This window comes from Xanthomonas sp. 3307 (genome assembly GCF_014199735.1).
Lineage (GTDB): Bacteria > Pseudomonadota > Gammaproteobacteria > Xanthomonadales > Xanthomonadaceae > Xanthomonas_A > Xanthomonas_A rydalmerensis.
Window position 1 is genome coordinate 96790 of record NZ_JACHOG010000001.1, and the last position, 19009, is coordinate 115798.

Consider the following 19009-nt stretch of genomic DNA (forward strand, 5'->3'; position numbering starts at 1 on the left):
TTCACATGATCGAATCTGCCGAGTTCCACTTCGAAGGCGGCCGCAACGGCGTGCTGCTGATCCATGGCCTGACCGGCACGCCCAGCGAGATGCGCCTGCTCGGCAAGAGCCTGAACCGCGAAGGCTTCAGCGTGCACGGCGTGCAGCTGGCCGGCCATTGCGGCGACGAGGACGACCTGCTGGCCACCAGTTGGCGCGACTGGTACGCCAGCGTCGAGGCCGCCGCCGAGCGCATGCGTCCGCAGGTCGACCGGCTGTTCGTGGCCGGGCTGTCGATGGGCGCGCTGCTGGCGCTGCGCCTGGCGCAGGAGCGTCCGCAGTGGGTGGACGGGGTCGGCGTGCTCGGCGCCACCTTCCGCTACGACGGCTGGAACATCCCCAAGCGCGCGCGGCTGGCGTTCCTGCTGCCGTGGTTCAAGCGCCTGGGCATCGGCAAGCGCCGCATGTTCCTGGAGGAGCCGCCGTACGGCCTGCGCGACGAGCGCATCCGCGCCCAGGTCAGCAGCGCCATGCTCGGCGGCGACAGCAGCGCCGCCGGCCTGCCCGGCAACCCCTGGCACGCCCTGGCCGAGATGTACCTGCTCTCGCGCGACGTGCGCCGCAACCTGCCCAAGGTCGTCGCGCCATGCCTGGTCGCGCACGCGGCCGAGGACGACATCGCCGACCTGCGCAACGCGCGGCTGGTGATCGCCAACGTCTCCGGGCCGACCGAGCTGCTGCTGCTGCACGACAGTTACCACATGATCACCCTGGACCGCGAACGGCGCGTGCTCGGCGCACGCCTGGCGCAGTTCTTCGCGGCCCTGACCACCCCGCAGCAGGCGGCCGCCTGATGGCGATGAGCGGCTCGGTGGTGGCGATCTGGTTGACGACGGTGGTCCTCGACACCGCCGGCCAGTTGGCCTTCAAGTACGTCGCCAGCCGACCGCAAGGTACCGGGGTGACGCGCTGGCAGAACATGGCCCGGCAGCCATATTTGTGGTTCGGCGTGGCCTGCTACGTGCTCGAATTCCTCGCCTGGACCGCGTTCCTGTCGCTGGTGCCGTTGGGCCGCGGCGTGCTGCTGGGCTCGATCAACATCGTGGCGATCATGCTGGCCGGGCGCTGGCTGTTCGGCGAACGCCTGGGGCGCATGCAGGTGGCCGGCATCTGCCTGGTCAGCGCCGGCGTGGCCGTGGTGGGGTTGGGCTCATGAGCCGGCCGCCGCTGCATCGCTACGCGGTGGGCTTCGCCCTGCTGCTGAGCTTCGACACGCTGGCCCAGATCGGCTTCAAGCTGGCCGGCACCCATGCCTTCCCGCCGCAGGCCGAACTGGCGTGGGTACTGCGTTTGCTCGGCAGCCCATGGCTGTACGCCGCGCTGCTCGGCTACATCGGCGCGTTCTTCACCTGGATGAAGCTGCTCGAGCACGCGCCGATCGGCCCTGCCTTCGCCGCCTCGCACCTGGAGGTGGTCAGCGTGATGCTGCTGTCGGCCTGGTGGTTCAACGAACATATCGGCGTCCTGCAGGCGCTGGGCGCGGCGCTGATCGTCGGCGGCATCGTCTGCCTGGCGATGGGCGAACGCGCGGATCCTGCCGATGCGCATTGAGATCCCGCCGACTGCCGGCCTGCCGCTGCAGTGGCGCGACCTGTGGCCTGGCCGTGCACGCACCCGGCTGGCCAGCGCGGTCGGCCTGCCACAGGCGCTGCTGACCTGCTCCGGCACCGCGGCCCTGATCGTGGCCCTGCGCACCCTGACTGCGGCCAACCGGCGCCGGCAGGTGCTGGTGTCGGCCTATACCTGCCCGCTGGTGGCGCTGGCGGTGGCGCACTGCGGCCTGCAACTGGTGCTGTGCGATCTGCTGCCCGGCTCGCTGGAACTGGACCCGGTGCAGCTGGCGCAACGCTGCGGCAGCGACACCCTGGCGATCATCGCCACCCACTTGGGCGGGCGCCTGACCGACCTGGCGCCGCTGCGCCGTGCCGCCGAAAGCTGCGGCGCGCTGCTGATCGAGGACGCGGCGCAGGCGCTGGGCGGCGTGCACCCCGACGGCCGCCCGGCCGGCCTGGGCGGCGACATCGGCTTCTGCAGCCTGGCCGCAGGCAAGGGCCTGACCCTCTACGAAGGCGGGCTGTTGATGTCGCGGCATGCGCCGCTGCAGCGCAGCCTGGCCGACACCGCCGCCCGCCTGGGCCAGCGCGACTGGCGCTGGGAACTGCGCCGCAGCCTGGAACTGCTCGGCTACGCCGCGCTGTACCGGCCGCAGCCGCTGCGCTGGGCCTATGGCGCGCCGGTACGCCGCGCGCTGCGCCGCGGCGACCGCGTCGGCGCGGCCGGCGACCGCTTCGGCACGGCCATCGCCCAACACGCGGTCGGCGCCTGGCGCGAAGCGGTGGGCGTACGCGCCAGCGCGCGCTGGCCGGCATTCCTTGCGCAGATTCGCGAGCAGGGCCGACGCCGCAGCGCACGCCTGGCCAGCATCCCCGGCCTGAGCGTGATCGCCGATACCCCGGGTGCTCAGGGCAGCTGGCCGATCCTGATGGTGCTGCTGCCCGACGCGGCCGCACGCGAATCGGTGCTGGCTACGCTGTGGCCGCGCGGGCTCGGCGTGGCGGTGCCGTTCGTGCATGCCCTGCCCGGCTACGACTACCTGCACGGCATCGTCGAGCGCACGCCGATGCCCAACGCCAGCGACTTCGCCGCACGCTGCCTGAGCATCAGCAACAGCCCCTGGCTGGACGAGGCGCGCTTCGAGACCATCGTGGCCACGCTGCAGGCGGCCTGCGCCGGCGCGGTCGGGCCGGCGCCGCTGGATGTCGATCTGGTGCACGCCGCTGCGCCGAGCGCCTGACTGGGCGACGGGCGGCTTCGCCAGCGTCGCGATGAAAATGCGCCTCGCGTAACGACGGGAAGAATCCTGTAGGAGCGGCTTCAGCCGCGAGGGCGTTACCGGTAACGCCTCTCGCGGCTGAAGCCGCTCCTACAGACAGACAGGGCCCGCGTTAACCGACGCTGGCCGCGTCCAACGCCGCCAGCAGCCGCAGGTTCAACGCATGCTGCTGCGCCTGCCAGGCCGACAGGTCGGCCGGCGATGGTTCGGGCTGCGCATCCAGCGACGCCAACGTGCGCTTCCACCATTGCGGATAGTGGGCCAGCGAGACCTCGCCAGTGATGTCGCTGCCGCACACCTGCCCGCGCAGCGCGTCGATCGCCTGCAGCAACTGCGGCACGCGCAGTTGGCCCTGGTCCCAGTTGGTGCGCACGTCCTGCGGATCCAGCACGTCCTTGTCCAGCGACAGATAGGTCGGCATCGGCGTGCGCCGCAGGTGCTCGACGAACGCATCGCTCAGTTCGCTCACGCTGGCGAAGCCGCGCACCGCCTGGCCCAGGCCCAGCCGCCGCGCCCAGCCCACGTCCACGCCGCTGCACCAGTAGCGCAGCTTGCCGCGGTACAGCGGCAGCAGATGGTTCTCCCAGGCATGGCCGGGGCCGACGTCGCCGGAGGTGATGCCGGCCACCTCGACCTGCGCCACCTGCGGCAGCGCGGCGATGCGCCGCACCCACGAGCCGCAGTGCACCCCGAACGGGAAGCGCATGTTGTCCGGATGGTTGTCGAACACCACCACCCGCAACGGTGCCTGCGCACGCTCCGCCAGGCGCACGATCAGCGGCAGGCTCAGGTGATGGAAATCGCCGCTGCCCAGCAGCACGGTGCCGTACTGCGTCGGCAGTGCCTGCTCCAGCGCCGCGCCGAAGCGACGCAGCCGCGCCATCGAGCAGGCGAAGCGCAGGCCGTCGCACCAGTCACGCAGCGGCAGACGCACGGCGTCGGGCACTGCGCCCAGCGAATCGTCGAGATCGAGCAGGACCGGAGTGCGCATCTCAGTCCTCCTCGGCGGCATCGGCCGCCGGCCCGACGTCGTCGGATTCGAACAGCGGCCGTAGCCGGCGCAGCACGGCGCGCAGCAGCGGATTGCGCAGATACACCGCATGCCAGGTGTAGGTGAAGCTGGCGCCGAGCTGGGCCTTCACTTCCGGATCGGTCCAGCCGGCGACGTAGGCGGTCAGGCCGTGGCGGCAGGCGTAATCGAGATTCTCGATCCAGCTCAGCGCGTACAGGTTGTGGTCGCGCGCATCCGGGTAATGCAGGCCGATGTACTTGTCCAGCAGCCGGCCCTGGTGCACATAGCACAGGTTCCAGCCGATGATGCGACCCTGGTGGCGGTACACGAACACCTGCCCACCGGACGCGGCGTCGGTCAGCAGCGCATCGAAGAACGGCTCGGTGAGCAGGTCGAAATGGATCTCGCTCTGCGCATACACCTCCTGGTACAGCGCATAGCAGTGCGCGCGCAGCGCCGGGTCGGCGAAGGCCGGGCCGGTCGGCAGCACCTCGATCTCCAGGTCGGCGCGCGAGCGCAGCTTGCGGCGAATGTTGCGCCGGCGCCCGCGCGAGAGCCGCGCCAGGTACTCGTCGGTGGAGGCGAAATCGATCGGCACCCAGGCCAGTGCCTGCCCGCGCAGCAGTACGTAGCCATTGCGCTCGCAGGCGTCCAGGAAGATCTGCGCCCAGGCGTTGTCGGCCTCATCCAGCAGCGGCGAGCGCTGCGGCACGTCCTTGACGATCATCAGCGCGCGGCGCCGGCCCAGTTGCCTGCGCCACTGCCGCGGCAACTGGGCCGGGTCGGCCGCGCGCGGCAGCCAGGCGTACTCGCTGACGGTGCTGCCGACGAAGCTGGTGCGCGGCCGCAGCAGGCGTTGCCACAGGCGCTGCAACGGTAGCCGCGCCACGCGGTCGCGCAGCGCCGGCTCGGCCGTGGTCAGCAGGTCGAAATCGGCCTCGAAGGCCGGCACCCCGTGCTCCAGGGGCTGGATCAGGAAACCGGACGGCGGGTGCTGCAGGAACTGCCGCTGCAAGGCCTGCGGCTCGAGTTGGTTGACGAAAGGCATCTGCAAGATTGATCGTCTAGCGTGGAGAATGGATGCTGCGGCCCAGGCCGCAGCGTGCGATCCACCGGCGGCGGGTGCCGCACGGTGGCCCTTCATTTCGCGGAGCACTGCCATGACCCCGTCCATCGAGTCGCAAATCCACAGCATCGTCACCAAGCATGGCGAGATCGACCCGGCGCGCCTGACCCCCGATGCCAAGCTGCAGGACCTTGGCGTGGATTCGCTCGAGGCCATCGAAATCCTGTTCGACATCGAAGAGCACTTCGACATCACCTTCCCGCAGCGCGACCCGAACCTGGACGACGGCTCGCTCGGCAAGCTGGTGCAGGCGGTCGAGGACGCGCTGGCGGCCAAGGCGGCGGCCGGCGCGGCGCAACCGGCGCACTGACGCGCCATGGGCGCCTCCCCGCACGTGCGGCGCGTGGTCGTCACCGGCACGGGCGCGGTCAGCGCGCTCGGCCTCGGCGCCGAGGCGCTGTGGAGCGCGATGCGCGAGGGCCGCAGCGGCATCGCCGCCCTGCCCTCGCCCGATCCGCTCAGCACCCTGAAGATGCGCGTGGCCGCGACCCTGCAAGGGTTCGCGCCGGACGCCACGCAGACCGGCGGCATCGCCCCGGGCCAGCTCGACCGCATGACCCAGATGGCCCTGGTCGCCGCCCAGGAAGCGATCGTCCAGGCCGGCCTGCCACGCGACGATGCCGCGCTCGGCGCGCGCTGTGCGGTGGTGGTCGGCACCGGCGTCGGCGCCGAACTCAGCCGCGACGAGCAATCGCGCCGGCTGTACCGCGACCAGGCCGAACGCCTGCACCCGCTGACCATCGTGCGCAGCATGGCCAATGCCGCGGCCAGCCAGATCAGCATCGCCTTCGGCCTGCGCGGCCCGGCCTTCGCCGTGTCCAGCGCCTGCGCCTCGGCCAACCACGCCCTCGCCCAGGCCGTGCTGATGCTCCGTCACGGCCTGGCCGACGTGGCCATCGCCGGCGGCAGCGAAGCCTGCCTGAGCCTGCCACTGATCCGCGCCTGGGAAGCGATGCGGGTGGTCAGCGACGACACCTGCCGGCCATTCTGCGCACAGCGCAGCGGCCTGGTGCTGGGCGAAGGCGCCGGGATGTTCGTGCTGGAAACCGCCGAGCACGCCGCCGCCCGTGGCGCCGTACCGCTGGCGGAACTGGCGGGATTCGGCATGAGTTCCGATGCCGGCGACATCGTCGCGCCCAGCATCGACGGCGCCGCCACGGCGATGCGCCTGGCGCTGCAGGATGCCGGCCTGGCCCCGGAACAGATCGACTACATCAACGCCCACGGCACCGGCACGCAGGCCAACGACCGTTGCGAAACCAAGGCGCTGCGTCAGGTGTTCGGCGCGCACGCCGAGGCGCTGGCGGTCAGTTCGACCAAAGCGGTGCACGGCCACGCGCTCGGTGCGGCCGGCGCGCTGGAACTGGTGGCGGCGATCGGCGCGCTGCGCGAGCAGGTGGTCCCGCCCACGGCCAACTTCCTCGATGCCGATCCGGAATGCGATCTGGACTACGTGCCCAACCAGGCGCGCGCCCGCCACGTGCAGGCGGTGCTGAGCAATTCCTTCGCCTTCGGCGGACTCAATGCGGTGATCGCGCTGCGCGCGGCGGGCTGAAGCGCCCGCCGCCGCGGCGAACGGCGGGAGGCAACGCGAACCGCGCGCGTCGTCTCCCGCCCGGCTCATGCGACCTGCTTGGCGCGGGTCAGCAACTGGTCCAGCAAGGACAGGCCCAGGTCGATCTCTTCGTGGCTGATGTGCAGCGACGGCGCCAGCGTGATCACGTTCTTGTAGTAACCGCCCACGTCCAGGATCAGGCCGATGCGCTTGCCGTTGTGGCGCAGCTCGCCTTCCAGGCCCATGTCGACCATGGTGTCGAGCAGCTTGCGGTTCGGCGTGAAGCCGTCCGCCTGGCAGATTTCCGCGCGCAGGGCCAGGCCCAGGCCATCGACGTCGCCGATTTCCGGGTGACGCTTCTGCAGGTCGCGCAGGCCGTCCAGGAAGTGCGCGCCCTTGGCCATCACCATCGACTCGTAGTCGGTCTCGGCCAGCATGCGCATGGTTTCCAGGCCGACCGCGGTGCCCAGCGGGTTGGAGGCGAAGGTGGAGTGGGTCGAGCCCGGCGGGAACACGGTCGGGTTGATCAGCTCCTCGCGCGCCCAGATGCCGGCCAGCGGATTGAGGCCGTTGGTCAGCGCCTTGCCGAACACCAGCACGTCCGGGGTCACGCCGAAATGCTCGATCGCCCACAGCTTGCCGGTGCGGAAGAAGCCCATCTGGATTTCGTCGACCACCATCAGGATGCCGTACTTGTCCAGCACCCGCTTCAGGCCGGTGAAGAAGTTCGGCGGCGGGATCACGTAGCCGCCGGTGCCCTGGATCGGCTCGACGTAGAACGCCGCGTACTCGCACTGCCCGGCCTTGGGATCCCACACGCCGTTGTACTCGGTCTCGAACAGACGCTCGAACTTGGCCACGCACTGCTCGCCGTACTCTTCCTTGGACATGCCCTTGGGGCCGCGGAAGTGGTACGGGAATTCGATGAACTGGGCGCGGTCGAAATGACCGAAGCGGCGGCGGTAGCGGTACGACGAGGTGATCGCCGAGGCGCCGAGGGTGCGGCCGTGGTAGCCGCCTTCGAAGGCGAACACCAGGCTCTTGCCGGCGCTGGCGTTGCGCACGATCTTCAGCGAGTCTTCCACCGACTGCGCGCCACCGACGTTGAAGTGCACGCGGCCCTTGCGGCCCCACTTGCGCTCGGCGTCGACGGCGATGGTCTTGGCCAGCTCGATCTTGGTCGGATGCAGGTACTGGCTGGCGACCTGCGGCAGCGTCTCGATCTGGCGGGTCAGCGCCTGGTTCAGGCGCGGATTGGCGTAGCCGAAGTTGACCGCCGAGTACCACATCTGCAGGTCCAGGTACGGCACTTCTTCGGTGTCGTACAGGTAGCTGCCGTCGCAGCGGCCGAAGATGCGCGGCGGCTCGCTGTAGTGCACGGTGTCGCCGTAGGAGCAGTACTGGGACTCGTCGGCCAGCATCTGCGCATCGCTCAGCGCGCGATGGTGGTCGGCGCCGGTGCGCAGCAGCGCCTCCGGATCGGGCGCGGCATCGCCATGCAGCGGTGCGAGCGAGGAAAGCGGGACATTCCGGTTCATCGGGATCAGGCTCGTTGGGTGAGAGGAAGCGGGAAGGACACGGCGGCCGTCGCCGGCTCGGCCAACTCGGGCAGCAGGGCGATGGCGTCGTCGAAACCGGTGATCGCGCAATGGGCGATCCCGTTGGCGCGGCAATGGCGCAGCAGACCGTCCTTGGCGAACACCAGATCGGCCTTGCCGGCCAGGCAGAAATCGGAGCGGCCGTCGCCGATCAGCAAGGTGGCGCGCTCGGGCGGCTGTTGCGCCATCACCGCGCACTTGCAGGTGCCGCTGGGGCAGTCCGGCCGCGCATGCGGCGAGGCCATGCGCCACTGCCCGGCGTCGGTACGCAGCAGGCGGTTGGCGATGATCGGCAGATGGTGCAGGCCGTGGCGGGCCAGGATCCGGGCGATGCCGTAGTCCAGGCCGTCGCTGACGATGCTCAGCGGGATGCCCAGGCGCTCGGCCAGCGCGACGAAGCGCACGAAGGCCGGATCGATCCGCACCGCATCCAGCACCCGGTGTAGCGCATCGACGTCGCCGTCGAGCAGCGCGACCTGCTTGCTCATGCACTCGCGGGCCCCGATCCGACCGGCGACCCAGTCGTCCTCCAGCTCCCGCCAACCGGGGCTCCCGAGGTGTTCGAGCAGGCTGTCGGTCACGTCCTGCAGGGACACGGTACCGTCAAAATCGCAAAGGATGTTCCATTGGGCGCGCAAGGTGGCTCTCCGGCTGATGGGGGCAGAGCCTAGGCACGCTGTCTTTCGCACTCCTTTCGGCGGGGTGAAAGAAAGCGGAGCGTTCACATTGAGCGTGGTAGCGCCTACCCGCGCGCCGCGCTCCCGTCAGGGAGAAGGCCTGTGCTCGACATCATCTGTGCCGTGCGGCGCGAACGCGTTGCGGCCCAATTCACGCGCCATGGTGACGTGGGATGCAGCGCTTGCACTGTCGATGCCGCACAGGATCCTCGAGGTGACCACCTTGGCGCCGCAGTAATCGAAGATCCCGTGATCGATCTGCGTGCGCAGCGCCGTGTCGTAACCGTGCCGCGCATACGTTCTCTCGTCGGCAGCGCCGATGCCGAGCAGGTGGACGGGAAGACGGCCGAGCCGTTTCTCGATGGCACCTTCCGGGGTTTCCGAGTACGCCCACCCGTTGCAGAAAACGCGGTCGATCCACCCCTTGAGCTGCCCTGGAAACGACCACCAGTAGACAGGGTAGACAAGCACCAGCGCATCGGACCGGTCGATACGCTCCTGCTCACGTAGGACGTCGGGCGGCGCGGACGCCGTCAACAGGAACGTGGCCCGGTCTGCCGGATTGAATGCGGGCTGGAATCCCTCTGCCGCGATGTCTGCCAGCTCCGTGGTGTGCTGGCCAAGCGCTGCAACGCCCTCGGCAAACGCGTGCGCGACTGCGTGGGTCAACGACTGCGGATCGGGGTGACTGACGACGATGAGAGCATGCATGGGAAATCCTTGGGGATGGGCCTAAACTACCATTGGTATGTTATTGCCTTTAAATTACTTTTGGTAGGTTATAGATGTCCAATCATCCGACGAGGCGAGACGCGGACCGTGCGATCAAGCGGCGCCTTCCCAAGGAGGCCCGGCAACGCCAACTGTTGGAGGTCGCCTGGTCCATCGTTCGCAGCGAAGGCAGCGATGCGCTCACGCTGGGCTACCTGGCCGAGCGCGCGGGCGTGACCAAGCCCGTCGTCTATGACCATTTCGGCGCGCGCAACGGTTTGCTCGCGGCGCTCTACGAGGAGTACGACCGCAGGCAGCACGCGCTGCTGGACGAAGCCCTCGTAGCCTGTGCCAGGACACTTCCCGCGGTCGCCAAGGTCATCGCCGCGAGCTACGTCGACTGCGTCATGACCATGGGGCGGGAAATGCCGGGAGTGAGCGCAGCACTGACCGGTTCACCGGAGCTGGACGCTCTGAAGAAGGCGCATGAAGCCCTTTTCCTGGACAAGTGCCGTCACGCGCTCGCGCCTTTTGCGAACAAGCCTTTGAAGCCTGTGGCCATGCGTGCCCTGCTGGGGACGGCCGAAGCGGTGTCCTTCGCGGCGCTGGCAGGGGAGGTGGCCCCCGTGGATGCAGAGAACGAGATCTACGACGCAATCCAGCGGATCACGCTCAGGGGTTGATGCACTTCGCCATCAGGGCTTGGCGCGGTGCGCGGCAGCGTCCCAGACCTGCATGACCTCGGTCACCGCGTTATCCAGGGCGGCGGACGTCATGCCATCCCGGGCCAGGGTGGACAAGCCCACCAGAAAGCTCCCGAACACCATCGCCAGCGCGCGTACGTCGGTACCGGCCGGCAGCTCACCCGACGCCACCGCGCGCTCGACGCAGGCTGCAATGCCCTCGCGCGTGCGTGCACGCGCCTTGGCCAGCAGTTTTTGCACGTGGGCATGCTCAGGCGAACAGACGGCAGCTGACAGCACCATCAGGCAGCCCTTGGGATGGCCGCGTTCGCTTTGCATCTTCGCCGAGCAGCGCAAGGTCAGTTCTATGGCCTGGCGTGCCGGAACGCTCGCGTCCCAGAGACTTTCCTCCACGCGCCCGTGCGTGGCCAGGTAGTGCGCCACGACCTCCTTGAACAGCGCCTCCTTGGAACCGAACGCCGCATAGAAGCTGGGCGCCGTGATGCCACCGCCCATGCCGGCCTTGAGTTGAGCGAGCGAGGTGGATTCGTAGCCATGCTCCCAGAAGATGTGCATGGCCTGACGGATGGCCTCGTCACGGTCGAAGCTGCGGGGGCGGCCCATCTGCGCCATGGAAGACTCCTTAAGAAGCTAGATAGATACTAGTCGATACAAAAGTCGTTGACGAGGGGTACCGAGCATCACTATATTTGTACCAATCGATATAAATGTTAGACCTTCAAGCTCGGTGGCTATACCAGCCGTCGGTGCCCCCTCCCCGACTCTCCCTTGGACGTGATCCAATGACCGAAACGATCCTGCCGCCCCGCAAGGGCGTGCCCCCCGCTGCCGATGCCGGACGACTGCCGATCGCGGCGCTGCTGGCCCTGGCCATGACCGGCTTCATCTGCATCGTGACCGAGACCCTGCCCGCCGGCCTGTTGCCGCAGATCGGTGAAGGCTTGGGCGTGTCGCCGTCGTATGCGGGGCAGATGGTCACGGCGTATGCCATGGGGTCGCTGCTGGCAGCCATTCCATTGACCATCGCGACGCGTGGCTGGCGGCGCCGCAACGTGCTGTTGCTGACCATCGTGGGCTTTCTGGTCTTCAACTCCGTCACCGCACTGTCCTCGCACTACTGGCTGACGCTGGTGTCGCGCTTTTTCGCCGGTACGGCGGCGGGGTTGGCTTGGAGCTTGCTGGCAGGGTATGCGCGGCGGATGGTCGAGCCGCACCAGCAGGGGCGTGCCATGGCCATCGCCATGGTGGGAACGCCCGTTGCGCTCTCGCTGGGAGTGCCGCTGGGAACCTGGCTCGGTGCGCTCGCCGGCTGGCGTACGGCATTCGGCATCATGTCGCTGCTGACGCTGGCGCTGATCGTCTGGGTGCAGCTGAAGGTGCCCGACTATCCGGGCCAGTCGGGCCGCGAACCGATGCCGCTGCGCCGGGTATTCACGACCCCGGGCGTGCGCCCGGTGCTGGGCGTGGTGATCGCGTGGATGCTGGCCCACAACATCCTCTACACCTACGTGGCACCGTTCGTGGCTCCCGCCGGTCTGACGGCCAAGGTGGACCGGGTCCTGCTGCTATTCGGGCTCGCTGCGCTGGTGAGCATCTGGATCGCCGGGCGATGGGTCGATCGTCGTCTGCGCTCAAGTGTCCTGGTCAGCCTTGCCGCGTTCGCCCTGACGGCGCTGGCGCTCGGCTTGTGGATGGCGTCGCCCCTGGTCGTCTACGCAGGCGTTGCGGTCTGGGGGCTGACCTTCGGTGGTGCCGCCACGTTCCTGCAAACAGCCCTGGCCGATACCGCAGGCGATGGCGCCGATGTGGCCCTGTCGATGAACGTGGTGGCCTGGAACGGCGCGATTGCCGGCGGCGGCCTGTTGGGTGGCGTCCTGCTGGAAACCCAGGGGGTTGCCTCTCTGCCCTGGGCTGTCCTGGCATTGCTGCTGGTCGGTTGGCTGGTGGCCTGGTCGGCCCGCACGCGGGGGTTTCCTGCAGGTCCTCGGGCATCCAACGTGGCGGTAACGGGGCATTGAGATGCGCTTGGTTGAAATCCGGCGGGCAATGCTTCGGCCCCCCCTGCCAGCCGCTGACATCTCTACTTTTGAGCCACACATGCCCACTCATTGCCAGAGCCTGTCTATCGCGAAAGCCCCCACCGAAAATAAGAAGCCGCCTAGGAGTTATTGGCGACTTCGTAAGGCTGTAGAGGCAACCATCACCTCAATAGCGCTTTACTTTTATCTCTTCCAATAAATCATGGAGCCGATCAGCATCCAACATATCGCCCTTCAACTCATGCTCTGTCAGGCATACCACAGGAATGTCGGGCTCTGTTGCGGTCAGAGCTGAACCATGTTCATAGTAACTAAAGACGTCCTGAAAGTACCAAGTGTTTCCATCCACGTCTTCATCGGAAAGATTCACCCCCAGGCAAACGTAAGCCCTTATGACGGGCAAGCGCATCGCCGGGTCCAAGTAGGTAAGCCTGTAATAGACTTCATCAAATTTCATGCAGCCACCTCATTGGCACGCAAAGAATTCTTCGTGGGCGCAGTTGCGGCGATCCGCTCAGGCTGTCACCAGTTTTCAGAGCTGAACCAGATTCAGAGTAAAGGCGCCTTGAAAGCACTAGGTATTTTCGTCTAAGTCTTCACCGGGAAGGCTCGCTCCCAATTAGGATTTATTCGCGAGATATAGATCACGCACGCCCTGGGCCACTCGCCAGCGCCATAACCAACGATATAGCCATACCAATCTATATTAACACGAAAATCGCCAATCATCACCACTTGATGGCGATTCCGTTCGCATCAAAAATCTTCTCGTCGCCTAACATGGACTTGGCAAAATCAACCGCCAACTCGCTCGCTTGAGCCTCGTCTATCCCAATAATTTTCGCATCCTTCTTCAGCACTCCCGGCATATGCACGACACAGTAGAAATCATCTTCTCCTGAAGGAGTCGGCTCCGATATTTGAAGAAGAAAAGGCTCAATACTTCCATTTATATAAATAAATACATTGACATCCAGTTTCTTGCTCATTTCAATTGCTCCATGTATTTAATGGGGCATAGGACGCCCAGCCAAACGCGCCGAATAGCTTTCTGAGGCAGCGAGTTTCAGGTTGAATGCGAGGGAACAACATCTCGCTCACTCGCCGAAAGAGAGCCAGTGTGTCAAGCTCCGAAGACAGAGTTAGCTCAAGGAACCACGCTTCCGGCATCACCCAGATACGCGCATTTCACCTTAGCCAGATTTTCCTCGCCGAAGAACGTCCTGATTGCAGCATCGTCCAGCTCGACACCATAGAGGCTGATACCGTCGTTGTAAGGAAGCACGCCAGAAGATCCGCCGAGAAGCGCCGGACCCTGGTCTGTGTTTCTAATGAAGACCAGGCTGCGCGTCCCCTGCGCCAAACGAAATCCCGCTGAGTGGATGTCATCCCTTCGCACGATGATATCGAAATTTCTGACGGGTTCTCTAGCAACAACCATGACGCCTTTGAACTGCTTTTTAATTTCCAGCTGAGTCAGAAACAGAGGCCCGAAGTAATCACGCATGATGAATTTTTCGGTCTTCCCATCGCGAACGACAACGACATTATCAGCCTCCTTAGCCAAGCATCTGAAGTCTCCCCCGGGAGAGATAGCCAATGCCGAAAAAGGCATGGAAATCGCCAATATAAATATGACTAGACGCTTCATTTCAATGCTTCTCCATGTCAAAAGCCAATAGACCGCCAACGATTCGCTGGCGGCCTACTTTGAATTTTCAATTCCCTGATTTTCTAACCCAGCCATCCTTAGCAAGACGGCCCGTGGATGCGAGATCCAAGATATGGACAAGCCCTCGAATATCATGAATCACAGCATCCGCCCCAATCTTTTCGACAAAGATCTTTTTTTCATCACCCATGGGATGAATTTCATCAAAATATATTACAGCCACGCCACGCCTGTCGATCTCTTCGCCGATATATCTCAACGTCTGAACCAGCGGAATTTTCAGATCAAAATCAAAAAAATTGACCATGTAATAAAAAGAGCTTTTCTCGAGACTGGCCACATGCAACTCCTTTGATTTAGTTGGCGACTGGATTCAGCCCCAGGACACCGCCTATCGTATACACAACAGCCCCGCATACCAATATAGTCGCCCCCCACTACTTTTCCCGCGGTACAAGCGTTTGGGTTTTTTCTGGCAAAAGTTCTCTTGGCAACTACAGCTCAAGTCTTTAGGAATCCAGCCCTGAACAGGTACGCCTCCGACAATAGAGGTACCAACGATGCAGCGTCGCCGGCAACTTTCAACTGGCCGAGGAGAGCATTGGCCTTCGCAAGCTTTCATATCACTCGCTGTACAAGAAGGCCAACGCTCTACGACCCTATCCTTCGCCAGTCCGATGGAGTCAGACCAATTCAGAGGCTCGGCGCCAACGTAGTTATAGGAGGTGTTCACTCCTGCCAGTAACCCGACTGGATCACTCTGCACATATCGCCCCACGCCCGACTCGTAGTCGCGGAAGTAGTTCTGGTTGAGCCCACTCAGCGCGTCGTAGCGCTGGCCCGGGAACCGCATATCGAATACGAAGGCGGTGCCGTCCTTGTCCGGGTCCTGGTCCGGTGCGGTGGTGCCGAAGGCTTCGCCCTTCAGGTCCTAGCGCCAGATCGCCACGTCGCGGACCGGGTCGATCACCGCGCGCGGGTGCCCAGGTGGTCGGGCTGTACGTACCGCAGTGCGCTCTTTGCCAGCACGCCGACCGATAGGCCGTCCAGCCAGATCGCTTGCTGCACGGTGTCCAGGCCCTTGGGATCGGTGACCTTGGTCAGGTTGCACAGCGCATCGTAGCCGCACTTGGTTTCGGCGGCGATGCCGTCCACGTCTTGCAGAAGACGCTCCTTACACCTTTTTCAGAAAAACGTTGTAGCAACAGCCTTGCATGCGGCAAGGTACCAAGCTGGCCCGCGACGCATGCGTCTGTTAGCGCCCCCCGACCCGGCGGCCGGTGGCAGCGGCATGTTCACCATTTTCTCGGCCAGTTCGACCACGCTTTCCATCTTCGATGGCGCCGCCGGTCAGTACCATGCCGGCGCGCACCATTTCCTCGAAGCCGAAGCGGCGCAGTTCCGCGCGCGTAGCCTCGCATCACGCGAAACTGATCGAAAAATCCGGATGAACACAGCTGCAACTTTGAAACTGACGGACATCCACCGCTCAATAAATAATATAGACATTTTAGGAAATACCTTGAAATTCCGTCCAAACGTCAAAGAATTGTTTTAGCTCAAGCGATTCGGAATAATTTTCATCAATGATAGCGATGCTCTGGGAAAAACTCTCAACCAAGTGATCGCGCTGTTGAGATGTAATTCTCGAAAAAAGCAAATAAATTCAAAAGAAAATTTTCGAACATACCATTCAAAGAATATCAAGAAATCACTGTTTTTTGAGAAATTTGCGGAATTCAAATTGATGCCATAAACATTATTCTTATATTGCTCCAACTGCTTAACGAACAAGAAGAATAAATTCTCAGACACCTCTACATCTTGGACATTTAATCTAAAACCCTCAATCGCATGAACGGCGTCCGCAGCACTAAAATCATTGAGACTCGAGACCTCATAGACTTTAATGACCTCGCCAGTATGAATAGCAATGGCATGTATTGCAAAAAAAGAATTTCTTAAAAAATCCAACGAAATTCTAAAATCACACCTAACAATCGCATTCATTTCAATACCGTGGGGTAGGATAGTTAGGGCCCAAATTAATCTCTTTGTCAGCATCCGGATTGTAGGGCAATCACGAGCTTTGCGGCTGCCTCTACAAGAATGGACAAAGCGCGGCGCTTACTGGTTTCGGGCCAGACATAGTGAGCACGGCGCCCCGACCTGAAGAATCGAAGACGCCGTGCATTTCACTCACTTCCAGTCGGCGGCGAGGGTCTTCTCCGGTTTGCTCTGGTAGTCCGCCGGCAACTGCGTCTGCCCCGCGGCCGGCGGTGATAACGACGCCATCGCCTGCACGAGGTTCTGCACCTGGCTGGCCTGCAGCGCCTTGCCGTCCCAGCAATATCGGAATAGAAGTAGATTTATCCGTACCTAGCCTTGACATCAATCAGAGATGTACGGAGTTGATCGACATCAAACATATCGCCTTTCAATTGCTCCGTAGTGAGGCACTCCACAGGAGTACCTGGTTTCGTTGCTGTCAATGCTGAGCCAGTTTCGTAATAGCTATAGACGTCCTGAAAATACCAGGTATCACCATCCACATCTTCGTCAGAAAGATTCATCCCAAGGAAAACGTAAGCTGTTATCTCTGGGAAACGCATCTTCGGGTCAAGATATGTGACTCTGTAATAAATTGAATCGACATTTTTCATCCAGCCGCCTCCCTCACCACTCAACGACGCCATGGTGGATCACAAAAATTCACGTCAGTAACGCTTGACCCTGATCTCTTCCAACAAGTCATGGAGCCGGTCTGCATCCAGCATGTCGCCCTTCAACTCGTCCTCTGTCAGGCATACCACTGGAATGTCGGGTTCTGTTGCGGTCAGAGCTGAACCAGATTCATGGTAACTAAAGACGTCTTGAAAGTACCAAGTATTTCCATCCACGTCTTCATCGGAAAGATTCACCCCCAGGCAAACGTGAGCGCTTATGACGGGCAAACGCATCGTCGGGTCCAAGTAGGTAAGCCGGTAATAGACTTCATTAACTTTCATGCAGTCACGTCGTTGGCAAGAAAAGAATTCTTCGTCAACGCAGTTTCGGCGATCCGCTCAGGCAGCCACTAGTTTCTTGATGTTTTCCTGCCGGATTTGCTCAAGGAGAGATTCCGCAAAAGCATGTCCCTTTTCAAGGGCATTCTTTAACTCCAGATAGTGAGCGACATCTGCAGGATGCAACCTCGGACCCAATTCATCCAATAATTGCGAGGCGGAGTTATCCTTACCTAAGAGTACCAGTGCTGCAGCACGTATAAGATGAGCGTGTGGATTGGCAATATCACCGGACTCCAGGAAACTCAGAAATTCTGACAAACTCATCGACCTGCCAGAGGAGAACAAGCTTTTTACTTCTGGCGCAGAAAGGGCATGGTCAACAATCTCATGCTCCGACATCTCTCCCTTGCCAATAAATGGCTTATTGGACAAGCGACTGCTGTAGAGCAAATTTTCCCCAAAGAAATCAAAAAGTGGAAAACGAAAACCCCAAATATAGACCCCCCTGGGCACGTATTCAAAAAGAACACCCTGAAGTACATATTCAAAGTCTCCCCGGAAGAAATATCCCCCCGAGACATGAACCCCACTGACTCGCTCCCGCATGAGCTTCGAAATCAAACGCTTATTCATTATTCAACACCTTCTGGGCGAATCACGCTAACTGGAGTATTTAAGGGCAAATTTTTTCCGTAGGCGTTAAACTGACCCCAAGTTAGATATGCCAACCCTGTTTTTAGATCAAACACAACTTTAGGCCTGTCAATTGGGCTATATACAACATCTGCTCTTGACGAATCTTCGGCGCCGTAACGAACGACAATGCCCCCTTTATAGCTGATTTCAGTCGCATAATCCGACGCCGGACACGTAGTATCAACCAGACGCTTGAACTCACTATGGATCAACGTTCCACGAATCCAGGGAAGAGCGCAGCGCAATCCGCAAGTTGCGTCTACAGTGGCCTCTGCCCGATTGGCTAAGCCTTGAAGGCGGCTACGAACAGCCTGCAACTCTGGAGTTTCGGGTACTTCCGTCGGCAAATAGAAGTCATCTGCCAGACCGAGGGAATCAACGCCTTGTAGGGGCCTGGCGCTCACATAGGCATAAGTACTCGCACCGGCAGTTAGACCCAATGGATCACTCTGCACATACCGCCCAGTGCCCGGCTCATAGTCGCGGAAGTAGTTCTGATTGAGCCCGCTCAGCGCGTCATAGCGCTGGCCCGGGAAACGCATGTCGAACACGAAAGCGGTGCCGTCCTTGTCCGGGTCCTGGTCCGGCGCGGTGCTGCCGAAGGCTTCGCCCTTCAGGTCCCAGCGCCAGATCGCCAGGTCGCGGGTCGGGTCGATCACCTCGCGCGGCGTGCCCAGGTGATCCGGCTGCACATAACGCAGCGCGCTCTTGACCAATAAGCTGGTCGTAGTCGTTTTGGGTGACATCACCGAGCGCGTCGGTGACGGTCTTGGTGCCGTTGGAGTAATAGCTTAAGTCGCCCGGGTAACCCTGCACTTTTGCCTGCGTGGCCAGAGTGCATCGACTATCCTGCCGCCGCACCCGGGCAACTCGTTCATTCAATTCACGGAGACAGGCCGTTCTACAGGTAGTTGCTCTCCTGGGGCGGATCCTCGGTGATTTTCAGAAGCTCGTCTTTGTTTCTGGTGTACTTGATCGTCGCAAAGGTTTCCAAGTACGTCATGGTCCTACCGCCTGGACGCGCAGCAAAGACAAAAAAATTCTCCTTGCTAGCTTTCAACCCTATCTTGCCAATGAAAAAACGAATATTGAGCAATTGAGAAATCGTCGAACTGGGGCTGGCCAGCACGACGGTCTTGCGCGCGCAGTTCTTGAAGAAGTCATCGAATGCTGCACCCGATTTCGGCTCAACCTCATTTATCCTCATGACCTCGTGTCCATCGTAGACATCGAGCTCCACCACGACCACAGCACGGGCATCACACGAGCTGGAGGCACTCGCTGGGCCAACGATGGAGAAGGTGAGTAGTGCTGCTGCAAAGCTCGCGACTAGCTTCAT

Annotated in this window: 24 protein-coding genes and 2 pseudogenes; 9 read left to right on the plus strand and 17 right to left on the minus strand. The window is 62.6% G+C overall.

Features of this window, described 5'->3' with window-relative positions; genetic code table 11:
• Window positions 1–5 precede the first annotated feature (5 nt).
• From GGR64_RS00380 to GGR64_RS00395, 4 genes are read left to right on the plus strand one after another with little or no spacing between them, the layout of a single operon-like run.
• Entirely contained in the window at window positions 6–833 is an 828-nt protein-coding gene (locus GGR64_RS00380; RefSeq protein WP_160964999.1) for an alpha/beta fold hydrolase, read from the plus strand.
• On the plus strand, window positions 833–1195 hold the full coding sequence (locus GGR64_RS00385; RefSeq protein WP_160965001.1) for an EamA family transporter: 363 nt from the start codon (window positions 833–835) through the stop codon (window positions 1193–1195). Before GGR64_RS00380 ends, GGR64_RS00385 begins: the two co-directional genes overlap by 1 nt.
• On the plus strand, window positions 1192–1590 hold the full coding sequence (locus GGR64_RS00390; RefSeq protein ID WP_019802414.1) for a DMT family transporter: 399 nt from the start codon (window positions 1192–1194) through the stop codon (window positions 1588–1590). Before GGR64_RS00385 ends, GGR64_RS00390 begins: the two co-directional genes overlap by 4 nt.
• Window positions 1580–2833, plus strand: a complete 1254-nt coding sequence (locus GGR64_RS00395; RefSeq protein ID WP_184643275.1) for a DegT/DnrJ/EryC1/StrS family aminotransferase — start codon at window positions 1580–1582, stop codon at window positions 2831–2833. Before GGR64_RS00390 ends, GGR64_RS00395 begins: the two co-directional genes overlap by 11 nt.
• Window positions 2834–2984: 151 nt before the next feature.
• On the opposite strand, the gene GGR64_RS00400 is transcribed toward GGR64_RS00395, so the two are convergent.
• Both GGR64_RS00400 and GGR64_RS00405 read right to left on the minus strand, forming a co-directional pair.
• Window positions 2985–3863 carry an arginase family protein gene (locus GGR64_RS00400; protein WP_184643277.1) on the minus strand — a complete coding sequence of 293 codons (879 nt, stop codon included), beginning with the start codon at window positions 3861–3863 and terminating at the stop codon, window positions 2985–2987.
• A gap of 1 nt (window position 3864) precedes the next feature.
• Complete coding sequence (locus tag GGR64_RS00405) at window positions 3865–4932, minus strand: GNAT family N-acetyltransferase (protein ID WP_184643280.1); 1068 nt, start codon at window positions 4930–4932, stop codon at window positions 3865–3867.
• Between the two features lie 112 nt (window positions 4933–5044).
• Here GGR64_RS00405 and GGR64_RS00410 point away from each other — a divergent pair, with 112 nt between their 5' ends.
• Window positions 5045–5320 carry an acyl carrier protein gene (locus tag GGR64_RS00410; protein ID WP_160965009.1) on the plus strand — a complete coding sequence of 92 codons (276 nt, stop codon included), beginning with the start codon at window positions 5045–5047 and terminating at the stop codon, window positions 5318–5320.
• Between the two features lie 6 nt (window positions 5321–5326).
• Window positions 5327–6565 carry a beta-ketoacyl-[acyl-carrier-protein] synthase family protein gene (locus GGR64_RS00415; protein WP_184643282.1) on the plus strand — a complete coding sequence of 413 codons (1239 nt, stop codon included), beginning with the start codon at window positions 5327–5329 and terminating at the stop codon, window positions 6563–6565.
• 65 nt (window positions 6566–6630) lie between these two features.
• On the opposite strand, the gene GGR64_RS00420 is transcribed toward GGR64_RS00415, so the two are convergent.
• The 3 genes from GGR64_RS00420 to GGR64_RS00430 all read right to left on the minus strand — a co-directional run bounded on the left by GGR64_RS00420 (window position 6631) and on the right by GGR64_RS00430 (window position 9551).
• Window positions 6631–7986, minus strand: a complete 1356-nt coding sequence (locus GGR64_RS00420) for an aminotransferase class III-fold pyridoxal phosphate-dependent enzyme (RefSeq protein ID WP_184448744.1) — start codon at window positions 7984–7986, stop codon at window positions 6631–6633.
• Window positions 7987–8108: 122 nt separating this feature from the next.
• Window positions 8109–8801 carry an MtnX-like HAD-IB family phosphatase gene (locus GGR64_RS00425; RefSeq protein ID WP_184448547.1) on the minus strand — a complete coding sequence of 231 codons (693 nt, stop codon included), beginning with the start codon at window positions 8799–8801 and terminating at the stop codon, window positions 8109–8111.
• Between the two features lie 126 nt (window positions 8802–8927).
• Window positions 8928–9551 carry an NAD(P)H-dependent oxidoreductase gene (locus GGR64_RS00430; protein ID WP_184643284.1) on the minus strand — a complete coding sequence of 208 codons (624 nt, stop codon included), beginning with the start codon at window positions 9549–9551 and terminating at the stop codon, window positions 8928–8930.
• Between the two features lie 74 nt (window positions 9552–9625).
• Here GGR64_RS00430 and GGR64_RS00435 point away from each other — a divergent pair, with 74 nt between their 5' ends.
• Window positions 9626–10234 carry a TetR/AcrR family transcriptional regulator gene (locus GGR64_RS00435; RefSeq protein ID WP_184643286.1) on the plus strand — a complete coding sequence of 203 codons (609 nt, stop codon included), beginning with the start codon at window positions 9626–9628 and terminating at the stop codon, window positions 10232–10234.
• A 12-nt stretch (window positions 10235–10246) separates the two neighbouring features.
• Here the strand turns inward: GGR64_RS00435 and GGR64_RS00440 are convergent, their stop codons facing one another.
• Complete coding sequence (locus GGR64_RS00440) at window positions 10247–10867, minus strand: TetR/AcrR family transcriptional regulator (protein WP_184643288.1); 621 nt, start codon at window positions 10865–10867, stop codon at window positions 10247–10249.
• Between the two features lie 170 nt (window positions 10868–11037).
• Here GGR64_RS00440 and GGR64_RS00445 point away from each other — a divergent pair, with 170 nt between their 5' ends.
• Window positions 11038–12273, plus strand: a complete 1236-nt coding sequence (locus GGR64_RS00445) for an MFS transporter (protein ID WP_184643290.1) — start codon at window positions 11038–11040, stop codon at window positions 12271–12273.
• Between the two features lie 187 nt (window positions 12274–12460).
• On the opposite strand, the gene GGR64_RS00450 is transcribed toward GGR64_RS00445, so the two are convergent.
• From GGR64_RS00450 to GGR64_RS00470, 5 genes and pseudogenes are all read right to left on the minus strand, one after another.
• The gene (locus GGR64_RS00450; RefSeq protein WP_184643292.1) at window positions 12461–12751 is read right to left on the minus strand and encodes a hypothetical protein; all 291 of its coding nucleotides are present in this window, start codon (window positions 12749–12751) and stop codon (window positions 12461–12463) included.
• Between the two features lie 271 nt (window positions 12752–13022).
• Window positions 13023–13283, minus strand: a complete 261-nt coding sequence (locus GGR64_RS00455; protein ID WP_184643294.1) for a hypothetical protein — start codon at window positions 13281–13283, stop codon at window positions 13023–13025.
• Between the two features lie 158 nt (window positions 13284–13441).
• Window positions 13442–13945 carry a hypothetical protein gene (locus GGR64_RS00460; RefSeq protein WP_184643296.1) on the minus strand — a complete coding sequence of 168 codons (504 nt, stop codon included), beginning with the start codon at window positions 13943–13945 and terminating at the stop codon, window positions 13442–13444.
• Between the two features lie 67 nt (window positions 13946–14012).
• On the minus strand, window positions 14013–14306 hold the full coding sequence (locus tag GGR64_RS00465; protein WP_184643298.1) for a hypothetical protein: 294 nt from the start codon (window positions 14304–14306) through the stop codon (window positions 14013–14015).
• A 333-nt stretch (window positions 14307–14639) separates the two neighbouring features.
• Window positions 14640–15031 (minus strand): annotated as a pseudogene (locus GGR64_RS00470) (RHS repeat-associated core domain-containing protein); the annotation flags it as partial.
• 181 nt (window positions 15032–15212) lie between these two features.
• Between GGR64_RS00470 and GGR64_RS20670 the strand changes: the two are divergent.
• Window positions 15213–15524 (plus strand): hypothetical protein, encoded by a 312-nt coding sequence (locus GGR64_RS20670; RefSeq protein ID WP_221236091.1) that lies wholly within the window; start codon window positions 15213–15215, stop codon window positions 15522–15524.
• On the opposite strand, the gene GGR64_RS00480 is transcribed toward GGR64_RS20670, so the two are convergent.
• The 6 genes and pseudogenes from GGR64_RS00480 to GGR64_RS00505 form a co-directional block, all read right to left on the minus strand.
• Window positions 15521–15976 (minus strand): hypothetical protein, encoded by a 456-nt coding sequence (locus GGR64_RS00480; RefSeq protein WP_184643301.1) that lies wholly within the window; start codon window positions 15974–15976, stop codon window positions 15521–15523. The genes GGR64_RS20670 and GGR64_RS00480 overlap by 4 nt on opposite strands.
• Before the next feature lie 359 nt (window positions 15977–16335).
• On the minus strand, window positions 16336–16629 hold the full coding sequence (locus tag GGR64_RS00485) for a hypothetical protein (protein WP_184643303.1): 294 nt from the start codon (window positions 16627–16629) through the stop codon (window positions 16336–16338).
• A 54-nt stretch (window positions 16630–16683) separates the two neighbouring features.
• Window positions 16684–16974: a hypothetical protein gene (locus GGR64_RS00490; protein WP_184643305.1), complete on the minus strand. Its 291-nt coding sequence runs from the start codon at window positions 16972–16974 to the stop codon at window positions 16684–16686.
• Between the two features lie 57 nt (window positions 16975–17031).
• Window positions 17032–17607, minus strand: coding sequence for a hypothetical protein (locus GGR64_RS00495; protein WP_184643307.1), 576 nt, complete (start codon window positions 17605–17607; stop codon window positions 17032–17034).
• Window positions 17607–18377 (minus strand): annotated as a pseudogene (locus tag GGR64_RS20760) (RHS repeat-associated core domain-containing protein); the annotation flags it as partial. The pseudogene GGR64_RS20760 and the gene GGR64_RS00495, both read right to left, overlap by 1 nt.
• Window positions 18378–18571: 194 nt before the next feature.
• Window positions 18572–19009, minus strand: coding sequence for a hypothetical protein (locus GGR64_RS00505; protein WP_184643309.1), 438 nt, complete (start codon window positions 19007–19009; stop codon window positions 18572–18574).

What these genes read in the sequence shown, in the direction of transcription:
- GGR64_RS00395 (WP_184643275.1), top strand. Translation starts at nt 1,580, where the DNA reads ATGCGCATTGAGATCCCGCCGACTGCCGGCCTGCCGCTGCAGTGGCGC.
- GGR64_RS00415 (WP_184643282.1), top strand. Translation starts at nt 5,327, where the DNA reads ATGGGCGCCTCCCCGCACGTGCGGCGCGTGGTCGTCACCGGCACGGGC.
- GGR64_RS00460 (WP_184643296.1), bottom strand. Translation starts at nt 13,945, where the DNA reads ATGAAGCGTCTAGTCATATTTATATTGGCGATTTCCATGCCTTTTTCG.
- GGR64_RS00490 (WP_184643305.1), bottom strand. Translation starts at nt 16,974, where the DNA reads ATGAAAGTTAATGAAGTCTATTACCGGCTTACCTACTTGGACCCGACG.
- GGR64_RS00400 (WP_184643277.1), bottom strand. Translation starts at nt 3,863, where the DNA reads ATGCGCACTCCGGTCCTGCTCGATCTCGACGATTCGCTGGGCGCAGTG.
- GGR64_RS00480 (WP_184643301.1), bottom strand. Translation starts at nt 15,976, where the DNA reads ATGAATGCGATTGTTAGGTGTGATTTTAGAATTTCGTTGGATTTTTTA.
- GGR64_RS00450 (WP_184643292.1), bottom strand. Translation starts at nt 12,751, where the DNA reads ATGAAATTTGATGAAGTCTATTACAGGCTTACCTACTTGGACCCGGCG.
- GGR64_RS00440 (WP_184643288.1), bottom strand. Translation starts at nt 10,867, where the DNA reads ATGGCGCAGATGGGCCGCCCCCGCAGCTTCGACCGTGACGAGGCCATC.
- GGR64_RS00390 (WP_019802414.1), top strand. Translation starts at nt 1,192, where the DNA reads ATGAGCCGGCCGCCGCTGCATCGCTACGCGGTGGGCTTCGCCCTGCTG.
- GGR64_RS00430 (WP_184643284.1), bottom strand. Translation starts at nt 9,551, where the DNA reads ATGCATGCTCTCATCGTCGTCAGTCACCCCGATCCGCAGTCGTTGACC.
- GGR64_RS00435 (WP_184643286.1), top strand. Translation starts at nt 9,626, where the DNA reads ATGTCCAATCATCCGACGAGGCGAGACGCGGACCGTGCGATCAAGCGG.
- GGR64_RS00405 (WP_184643280.1), bottom strand. Translation starts at nt 4,932, where the DNA reads ATGCCTTTCGTCAACCAACTCGAGCCGCAGGCCTTGCAGCGGCAGTTC.
- GGR64_RS00380 (WP_160964999.1), top strand. Translation starts at nt 6, where the DNA reads ATGATCGAATCTGCCGAGTTCCACTTCGAAGGCGGCCGCAACGGCGTG.
- GGR64_RS00485 (WP_184643303.1), bottom strand. Translation starts at nt 16,629, where the DNA reads ATGAAAAATGTCGATTCAATTTATTACAGAGTCACATATCTTGACCCG.
- GGR64_RS20670 (WP_221236091.1), top strand. Translation starts at nt 15,213, where the DNA reads ATGCGTCTGTTAGCGCCCCCCGACCCGGCGGCCGGTGGCAGCGGCATG.
- GGR64_RS00495 (WP_184643307.1), bottom strand. Translation starts at nt 17,607, where the DNA reads ATGAATAAGCGTTTGATTTCGAAGCTCATGCGGGAGCGAGTCAGTGGG.
- GGR64_RS00505 (WP_184643309.1), bottom strand. Translation starts at nt 19,009, where the DNA reads ATGAAGCTAGTCGCGAGCTTTGCAGCAGCACTACTCACCTTCTCCATC.
- GGR64_RS00385 (WP_160965001.1), top strand. Translation starts at nt 833, where the DNA reads ATGGCGATGAGCGGCTCGGTGGTGGCGATCTGGTTGACGACGGTGGTC.
- GGR64_RS00445 (WP_184643290.1), top strand. Translation starts at nt 11,038, where the DNA reads ATGACCGAAACGATCCTGCCGCCCCGCAAGGGCGTGCCCCCCGCTGCC.
- GGR64_RS00420 (WP_184448744.1), bottom strand. Translation starts at nt 7,986, where the DNA reads ATGCTGGCCGACGAGTCCCAGTACTGCTCCTACGGCGACACCGTGCAC.
- GGR64_RS00410 (WP_160965009.1), top strand. Translation starts at nt 5,045, where the DNA reads ATGACCCCGTCCATCGAGTCGCAAATCCACAGCATCGTCACCAAGCAT.
- GGR64_RS00455 (WP_184643294.1), bottom strand. Translation starts at nt 13,283, where the DNA reads ATGAGCAAGAAACTGGATGTCAATGTATTTATTTATATAAATGGAAGT.